5 protein-coding genes are annotated in these 6,898 nt (G+C 62.0%); 1 reads left to right on the top strand and 4 read right to left on the bottom strand.

The window, feature by feature from the left end; all coding sequences use genetic code 11:
* Positions 1–142: 142 nt before the first annotated feature.
* From AC0IXA_RS01980 to AC0IXA_RS01965, 4 genes are all read right to left on the bottom strand, one after another.
* The gene (locus AC0IXA_RS01980; RefSeq protein ID WP_471811420.1) at positions 143–1,441 is read right to left on the bottom strand and encodes a carbohydrate porin; all 1,299 of its coding nucleotides are present in this window, start codon (positions 1,439–1,441) and stop codon (positions 143–145) included.
* A 97-nt stretch (positions 1,442–1,538) separates the two neighbouring features.
* A complete protein-coding gene (locus AC0IXA_RS01975) occupies positions 1,539–3,944 on the bottom strand; it encodes a glucose/quinate/shikimate family membrane-bound PQQ-dependent dehydrogenase (protein WP_323165272.1) in 2,406 nt (801 codons plus the stop codon).
* Positions 3,945–4,294: 350 nt separating this feature from the next.
* Positions 4,295–5,308, bottom strand: coding sequence for an NADP-dependent oxidoreductase (locus AC0IXA_RS01970; protein ID WP_471811418.1), 1,014 nt, complete (start codon positions 5,306–5,308; stop codon positions 4,295–4,297).
* 55 nt (positions 5,309–5,363) lie between these two features.
* Positions 5,364–6,152: an SDR family NAD(P)-dependent oxidoreductase gene (locus tag AC0IXA_RS01965; RefSeq protein WP_471811416.1), complete on the bottom strand. Its 789-nt coding sequence runs from the start codon at positions 6,150–6,152 to the stop codon at positions 5,364–5,366.
* 139 nt (positions 6,153–6,291) lie between these two features.
* On the opposite strand from AC0IXA_RS01965, the gene AC0IXA_RS01960 reads away from it, so the two are divergent.
* Positions 6,292–6,894, top strand: coding sequence for a TetR/AcrR family transcriptional regulator (locus tag AC0IXA_RS01960; protein WP_471811414.1), 603 nt, complete (start codon positions 6,292–6,294; stop codon positions 6,892–6,894).
* Positions 6,895–6,898: the final 4 nt, after the last annotated feature.

Raw genomic sequence — 6,898 nt, 5'->3', positions numbered from 1 at the left:
CATCACAGCCGCCTGACCCTGCGCTTTCGCGAGCAAGCTCGCTCCCACAGTGGATCTGTGTTGTGCCGGGATTTTTTGCACGCCGCCGAATCCTGTGGGAGTGGGTTTGCTCACGAAGGCGGCATTACATTCACCACAAGGCTTAAAGCGCAGCCTTCACCTGCAAACCCACCACCAGCGCATTATCGATGTCCTGCCCGGAGAACGCCCCCGGTTCGATGATGTATTGCAGGTTCGGGCGCAGGGTCAGCCATGGGGTGGCCTGGTAGCCGTAACCCAGCTCGATCAACTGCTCGGCGCTATCGAGATTCGGGGACGCAGCACCATCGGCCAGCGCGGCATTCTGCTGCACATCGCGGCTGCGCGGGTTCGGCACGGCGCGGCCATAGCCCAGGGCCACGGTGTCTCGCGGGCGGCCTTCGAACGGTTTGTACAACACCACGCCAGTGCCGTACCACTTGCTGAATGGCGAGGCCGCTTCACTGGCCGCCGAATACTGACCGAAAGCATGCAAGCTGCGGCCCTCGGAGGTCGGCGAACGCCAGACTGCCTGATCGATCAGCAAATAATGCCCGCCACGCCCGGACACCTCGTCGTCGCTGCCAATGCGTTTGACGTCGGAGCTGTCGAAGTAATAGCCGAGCTTGTACTCACCCGGCAGCTCGCCGGCGTGCTTGTACACCAGCTCGATCGGCACGACGGTGCCGGTGGTGTGCTTAGGCCCCAGATGCCAGGCTCGGCTGGAATTGCCGTTGCTTTCTGGATCGACGTTGAACGCTGCCACACGCAGCTGCCAGGACGGCGACAGGTCGTATTTGACCCGCACGCCCAGACGCGCATTGGGGTAGTTGGTCCAGCCGCTGCCGCCGGACATGTTCAGCGGGTGACCGCAGAAACCGGCGTTCATGAAGTTGCACAGAATGCCGCTGTCGAGGCCGCCGAGGTCGTTGCCCATGGCCATGTAGCCGAGCTTCACGTTCAGCGCCGGGGTGAACAGGCTGCGCTCGTAACTCAGTTCAGTCAGGCGCGTGTACAGGCCGCCGTAGTTTTCCTGAATCGGCAGGCGGTTGCCGACCAGATCTTCCGAAGCGCTGTTGCCACGACGGTCGTTGATAGTCAGTTGCACTTTGCCGGCGTTGTCGACGCCGTAGAGTTTGCTCAGATCAAACTGCACGCCGAGCTTGATGTTCTGCGAGTAGCGCGCCGAGCGGTGCAGGCCGCCGTCGGCGTTGTAAGCGGTTTCGCCGCTGTAATCGCCAGTGAACTTGATGCCGTCTTCATCGAGTTGATGACGCAAGCCGCCCCAGTCCCCGGTCAGGGTGCTGCGGCTCAGCAGATCGGAATCGCTGGCGGCCAGCGCGGGGAGGGCAGTGGTGCAGCTCAGGCCCAGCAACAGGCCAGTGGAAAGCTTGGTACGAGAAAAGCGAACAGCCGATGACATGTGAATCCTTCCTGCTGAAATCTTTAACGCAATAAAACGGCGACGCGGTGCTTTGGGGCACCGCGCGCTTGGAGGAGGTTGGTTGTGCGGCAATGAGTTACGGCAGGGCGTAGGCCATCACGTAATCGCCACGATCGGTCGACTGGCGTGCGCCGCCAGCGGTGACAACGATGTACTGCTTGCCGGTTTTCGGCGAAACGTAGGTCATCGGGCCGCCCTGGCTGCCGACCGGCAGACGGGCTTTCCAGACTTCTTCGCCGTTGCCGCTGTTGAAGGCGCGCAGGTAGAAGTCCTGGGTGCCGGCAATGAAGATCAGGCCGCCCTGGGTCGACAGGGTGCCGCCGAGGGTTGGCAGACCGATCTTGATCGGCAGGTGCATGCGGATGCCCAGGGGACCGGTGTCTTCAACGGTGCCGACCGGAACCTGCCATGCGACTTTCTGGGTCTTCATGTCGATCGCGGTCAAGGTGCCGAACGGCGGCGCCTGGCACGGAATGCCGGCCACCGACAGGAAGCGGTTCTTGTTCACCGCATACGGCGTGCCTTTGAGCGGCACAGCGCCCATGCCGGTGTTCAGCGCTTCGCCACCGCCAGCGGCTTGGCCTTTGTTCTGCGACGGGATCATCTGGATCCACAGACCCAGGCGCATGTCGTTGACGAAGATGAAGCCGTGCACCGGGTCAGTGGAGATGCTGCCCCAGTTCATGCCGCCCAGCGAACCCGGGAAACTCAGCGATTTGTCAGTACCCGGCGCGGTGTACAGGCCGTCGTAGCGCATGCTCTTGAAGTCGATGCGGCAGAGCAGCTGGTCGTACGGCGTGGCGCCCCACATGTCCGATTCCGTCAGGTGCTGCGCGCCGATCTGCGGCATGCCCACGGATTTCGGCTGAGTTGGCGAGTACGGCTCGTTAGGGATGTTCGCGGCTTTCACCGGTACTTCCTTGACTTCCGTCAGCGGCTTGCCGGTGGCGCGGTCGAGCACATAGATCTGCCCGGCCTTGGTACCGATGACCAGCGCCGGAACGCTTTGACCGTCCTTGTCGAAGTCGATCAGGCTCGGCTGCATCGGCAGGTCGAAGTCCCACAGATCGTTGTGCACGGTCTGGAACACCCAGCGTTCTTCACCGGTGCTGGCGTCCAGCGCGAGGATCGAAGCGCCGTACTTGTGGTCCAGTTCGCTGCGCTCGACACCATAGATGTCGGTGGACGAGCTGCCCATCGGCAGGAATACGGTGTTGGTCGCCGCGTCGTAGGACATCGGCGCCCAGCTGTTCGGCGTGCTGCGCACGTAGGTTTTGCCGTCGGCCGGCGCGTTGCGATCCTGCGGGTTGCCCGGGTCGAACGCCCAGCGCATGGTGCCGGTGATCACGTCAAAACCACGGATCACACCGCCTGGCATGTCGCTTTGCACGTTGTCGGCAACACGACCGCCAACCACCACGGTGGTGCCGGCCATCAATGGCGCGGACGACAACTGATAGTAGCTGTCCGGAACATCACCCAGGCCGGCCTTCAGATCGACCTGACCGTTGTTGCCGAAACCCTGGCAGAACTCGCCGGTGTCGGCATCGACGGCAATCAGGCGGGCATCGATGGTGTTGGTCAGCAGACGGCGCTGGCAGTTGGCGGCCGGCTCGGGTTTGGCTTCGATGATCGAAGAGTTGCTCGGCTGAGCGATGGTGACGGTGGCATCGAAATAGGCCATGCCACGGCAGCGCTGCCAGACTTTCGACTGGGCGTTGATCTGGTTTTTCCAGATTTCCTTGCCGGTGTCGGCGTCCAGCGCGATCAGGTTGTTGTGCGGGGTGCAGATGAAGACTTTGTTGCCGACCTGCAGCGGGGTGAGCTGGTCTTCGGCGCCGTTGCCATCGCTCTCGGCGACGTCACCGGTGTGGTAGGTCCACGCGACTTTCAATTTGTCGACGTTGTTGCGGTTGATCTGATCGAGCGCGGCGAAGCGGCTGCCACCTTCGGTGTTGCCGTAGTGCGCCCAGTCTTTCTGCGCCTTGGCCGGCTCGACCGGAGTCAGGCCTGGGCCAGTGCCAGTGGCGGCAACGGTTGGGTGAGCAACGAACATGTTGCCGGCAGCAACCGCGACACCGACCGCGAGCACAGCGGCCACGGCATACGCGCCACGACCGGCGACGCGGCCATTGGCGCGCGCCAGCAGCGGGTAGACCAGAGCGACGACCATACCGATCGCGCTGAACATGAACAGCCGCGAGAACACCGGCCAGAACACCAGCCCGGCGTCAGCCACGGCCCAGATCGCGGTCGCCACGAGAAACGCGGCGAACAGCCAGGCGCCTGCAGTTTTCTTCAGTGCGATCAGCACCCCGGAAACGGTCATCGCCAGACCGCCGACCAGGAAGTACCAGGAACCGCCCAGGCTGACCAGCTTCACACCGCCGGCCGCGAGCGCCAGACCGAGCAGGGCGATGATCACGCCAAGGCCGACCAGAATGAACGTTGAAACGCCTGAGACGCGTTGACTGTGGTTCACATTGAAAGTCCCGTTTGAATGAAGCGCGGGATTATAGCGGTAACTAACCATTCAGTTAACCGCAGTTTTGCCATGAAAACGTGCACTTCTGTGAATCAAGCGTGGTGCAGGATGGGCAAAATGCAAGGTGAGAGGGATTTCTCGACGTTTCAGCGGGGATGGCGAGTCGGGCTTGCAGTTGCAATGCACATATACAAACACCGCGCTGAATTCACCCCTCACCCCAGCCCTCTCCCCGAGGAGAGGGAGCTGATTTGTGGGCTTTTTGGGATATATGTTCGACTCGGTATCTCAGATCGGCGTTACCCGCGCATTCAGCTCGGTCAGTTCCTTCTCCCTCTGGGAGAGGGTTAGGGTGAGGGCGTTTCAGGATCGATCACGATGGCAACCTTGCCCTTGGCCCGACCTTGTTCAACGTAGTGCAACGCGTCAGCTATTTGATCGAACGGAAAAGTACGATCAACCACCGGTTTGATCACTCCTGCCTCAATCAACGCAGTGATTTTGTGCAACTGGATGCCATCGGCACGCATGAACAGAAACGAATAACCCACCCCACGCTTGCGCGCCTTGCGCCGAATACCACTGCTGAGCAGGCGCATGACCAGCCCAAGCGGCCACGACAAACCCTGCTCCCGAGCGAACTGCGCAGTCGGCGGCCCTGACAGGGAAATCAGCTGCCCGCCCGGTTTCAACACCGTTAACGATTTCTCCAACACATCGCCGCCGAGGCTGTTGAGCACCACGTCGTAGTCGCGCAGAATGGCGAAATCCTGCTGCTTGTAATCGATCACCACATCAGCGCCCAGCGCCTTGACCCACGCGACATTCGCCGTGCTGGTCGTAGTCGCAACAAAAGCGCCGAGGTGTTTGGCCATTTGAATGGCGACCGTGCCAACGCCACCGGAGCCGGCGTGAATCAGCACCTTCTGGCCTTTTTGCACGTTGGCGACTTCGACCAGGGCCTGCCACGCCGTCAACGCCACCAGCGGCATGCAAGCCGCCTCGGTCATGGCGAGATTGGCGGGTTTCAACGCTACCGCTTGTTCGTCGACAGCGAGGCGTTCGGCAAACGTGCCAATCCTGTTTTCAGGCGCACGCGCATAAACCTCATCGCCCGGCTTGAAACGCTTGACCGCCGCTCCGGTGCTGAGCACCACGCCGGCGACATCGTTGCCCAATATCAAAGGCATTTGATAGGGCAGGATCATCTTGAATTCGCCGCTGCGAATCTTCAGGTCCAGCGGATTGACGCTACTCGCGCGCACTTCGATCAGCACGTCGTGAGCGCCAACCAGCGGTTCGGGCAGGTCGCCAACCCGGCCGTTCTGCTTGCCGTAGCGCTCGATGAAAAATGCCTTCATTGCGGATGCTCTTGTCGGTAGAAACCCGCCGGTATAGCGGCGGGTTTGGATGAGGTCAGGCCTGAGTCAGATAACGCTGCGCCACCGCCGACTGGCGAATCTGCGCCAACAGGCCTTGCCGCGCCGCTTGCAAGGCATCCCAGCGCTCGCCTTCGTGCAGCGGCGGGATGGTCACGACTTCGCGACGGTCGAAACCGACCAGCGCGGCGTCGACCATGTCGCCGACTTCCATGATGTCGGTGAGGGTGTTGATGTCGATACCGGCGCGGTCCCAGATTTCCGTGCGAGTGGCGGCAGGCAATACGGCTTGCACGTACACGCCTTGTGGCGACAGTTCCAGGCTCAGGCCCTGGGAGAGGAACAGTACGAACGCCTTGGTCGCGCCATACACCGACATGCCGAACTCCGGCGCCAGGCCCACCACCGAGCCGATGTTGATGATCGCGCCGTCGCCGGCCTTGGCCAGGCGCGGGGCGATGGCACTGGCCAAACGCACCAGCGCCGTGGTGTTCAGCGCGACCAGTTGCGCCACGCTGTCGGTGCTCTGCTCGATGAAGGTACCGGACTGCGCGGCGCCGGCATTGTTGACGAGGATACCGATGCGCGCGTCGTCACGCAGACGCGCCTCGACGGTTTGCAGGTCGCTCAGTTGCGTCAGGTCGGCCTGTAGCACTTCGACATTGACGTTGTGCTCAGCGCGCAAACCGGCAGCAAGGGTGTCCAGGCGCGCCTGGTCACGGGCGACCAGCACCAGATCGTGCCCGCGTTGGGCGAAACGTGCGGCGTAGACGGCGCCGATGCCGGTGGAGGCGCCAGTGATCAGAACAGTAGGGCGAGTAGTCATGGTGTGGGCTCTTTGTCAGTTGAAGACTGATTGCGGGCCTTTAGGATGATGATCGAAATCTAACCTGTCAACGGTTTTGATTATGGCTAACATCTATGTATCATCGGCCGATGAATTTTCAGCGCTGGAGGTAGCCAACATGCGCGTATCCAAAGCCCAGGCTCAGGCCAATCGCGAACACATTGTCGAAACCGCTTCAGTGATGTTCCGCGAACGCGGTTATGACGGGGTCGGCGTGGCTGACCTGATGGCGGCCGCCGGTTTCACCCATGGCGGTTTCTACAAACACTTCGGCTCCAAGGCCGACCTGATGGCCGAAGCCTCGGCCAACAGCCTGGCGCAATCCACGGCCGCCGCCGAAAGCATGAGCGTGCAGGATTTCATCGATGTCTACGTGTCGCGCGACCATCGCGACGGCCGTTCCACCGGTTGCACCATGGCAGCGTTGTGCGGCGATGCGGCGCGGCAGTCCGGGGACGTGAAAGCGGCGTTCGCTGAAGGCATTGAGCGCACGTTGCAGACGCTCGGCGAGAAATACCCGACGGCAGCGGATGCACCGCATGGTGAGGGCAGAACCCGGATGATCGACCTGCTGGCCCGCGCCGTCGGGGCGATCATGCTGTCGCGGGCCTGCCCGGATGATTCGGCGCTGGCCGATGAGATTCTGGCGGTGTGTCACGCTTCGATGACTGAGTCGCTGCCCGCGATCGAAACTGCGGAAGAAGCCACGCAGGACAGCTGAAGCG

The organism is Pseudomonas sp. AC083, assembly GCF_979253165.1.
Note: the sequence above shows the minus strand (reverse complement) of the source record. Positions and strands in the feature narration are given on the sequence as shown.

Coding starts and splice junctions, on each gene's coding strand:
- AC0IXA_RS01970 (WP_471811418.1), bottom strand. CDS start 5,308: ATGAAGGCATTTTTCATCGAGCGCTACGGCAAGCAGAACGGCCGGGTT.
- AC0IXA_RS01960 (WP_471811414.1), top strand. CDS start 6,292: ATGCGCGTATCCAAAGCCCAGGCTCAGGCCAATCGCGAACACATTGTC.
- AC0IXA_RS01965 (WP_471811416.1), bottom strand. CDS start 6,152: ATGACTACTCGCCCTACTGTTCTGATCACTGGCGCCTCCACCGGCATC.
- AC0IXA_RS01980 (WP_471811420.1), bottom strand. CDS start 1,441: ATGTCATCGGCTGTTCGCTTTTCTCGTACCAAGCTTTCCACTGGCCTG.